The sequence below is a fragment of the Streptomyces hainanensis genome, assembly GCF_004348415.1.
GTDB classification, from domain to species: Bacteria; Actinomycetota; Actinomycetes; order Streptomycetales; family Streptomycetaceae; genus Streptomyces; species Streptomyces hainanensis.
In genome coordinates, this window is record NZ_SMKI01000806.1 from 1 (window position 1) to 1,544 (window position 1,544).

Sequence of the window (1,544 nt, forward strand, 5' to 3'; positions counted from 1 at the left end):
GGGCGGGCGCGGGGGCGGGTTCGCCGGCCGCCGCGGCGAGCAGTCCCCCGAGGGCCGGCACGTCGCCGGCCTCCACGGCCCGCCAGAAGGCGGCGTCCCGGCCGGCGTCGCCCGGCGCGGGGACCAGGGAGACGGTCTCGGCTTCGGGTTCCGGCCAGTAGCGGCGCCGTTGGAAGGCGTAGGTCGGGAGCGCCACCCGCTCGTCCGAGCCGCCGGCGAGCGCCGGGGAGAAGTCCACCGGCAGCCCCCGGACGAAGCCCTCAGCGAGCGACCTGAGCATCCGGTCGGGCCCGCCCTCGCCGCGCCGCAGGGTGCCGAGCACCAGCGTTCCGGTGGCATCCGCGTCGGCCAGGGTCTCCTCGACGGCCATGGTCAGCACCGGATGCGGGCTGACCTCGACGAAGACCCGGTGGCCCGCGGCGAGCGCCCGCCGGGTCGCGCCCTCGAAGTCCACGGTGTGGCGCAGGTTCCGGTACCAGTAGGCGGCGTCGAGTTCGGGGCCGGCGAGCAGCTGGCCGCTGACCGTGGAGTGGATCGGGACGCGCGCCGGACGCGGCGTCACGCCCGCCAGGTCGGCCAGCAGTTCGTCGCGGATCGCGGCGACCGCGGGCGAGTGGGAGGCGTAGTCCACGGGGACGCGGCGGGCGCGGACGTCCCGTCGCTCGCACTCCGCGAGAAGTTCGTCCAGGGCCCCGGGCACGCCGGCGACCACCACCGAGCCGGGGCCGTTGACCACGGCGAGCGAGAGCGCGTCCCCCCAGCGGGTCAGCAGTTCGTGGGCCTCGTCCCTGGGCAGCGCGACCGACACCATGCCCCCGCCGCCGGCCAGGCGGGTCAGGGCCCGGCTGCGCAGCGCGACCACCCGCGCCGCGTCCGGCAGCGACAGCGCGCCGGCCACCCGGGCGGCGGCGATCTCGCCCTGGCTGTGTCCGATCACCGCGGCGGGCGTCACGCCGTGCGCCCGCCACACCTCGGCCAGCGAGACCAGCACCGCGAACAGCGCCGGCTGCACCACGTCGACCCGGTCGAGCGACGGGGCGCCTGGCTCCTCGCGGAGCACCTGGTGGAGCGACCAGTCGACGTGCGGCGCCAGGGCGTCGGCGCAGGCGTCGACGGAGGCGGCGAAGGCCGGGGAGGCGTCGAGCAGGCCGCGGGCCATGCCGGCCCACTGGGATCCCTGGCCGGGGAAGACGAAGACGGCTCCGTCGAGGTCGGCGGCCGCCCCGCTGACCAGCGTCGGCGCGCTGTCCCCCTTGGCCAGGGCGGCGAGTCCGGCCCGCAGTTCGGGGCCGGTGCCACCGAGCAGCACCGCCCGGTGCCTCATCGGCGCCCGCCCGGTGGCCAGGGCACGCCCCACGGCGGCCGGGTCGCGGTGCGCGGCGGGGGCGTCGAGCAGCCGCCCGGCCTGGGCGCGGAGCGCGGCCTCGGTGTGTCCGTGCAGCACCCAGGGCAGCACGTAGACGTAGTAGGTGGCGCCGTTCTCCGGGTCGATGACGCGGTCGACCCGGCCGTGCTCGTCATACCGCTGCTGGGCGGTACGGTCC

Annotated in this window: 1 protein-coding gene; it reads right to left on the minus strand. The window is 77.7% G+C overall.

Features of this window, described 5'->3' with window-relative positions; translation table 11 throughout:
• A partial coding sequence (locus E1283_RS36075; RefSeq protein ID WP_132822375.1) for an acyltransferase domain-containing protein occupies positions 1-1,544 on the minus strand: 1,544 nt, incomplete at both ends.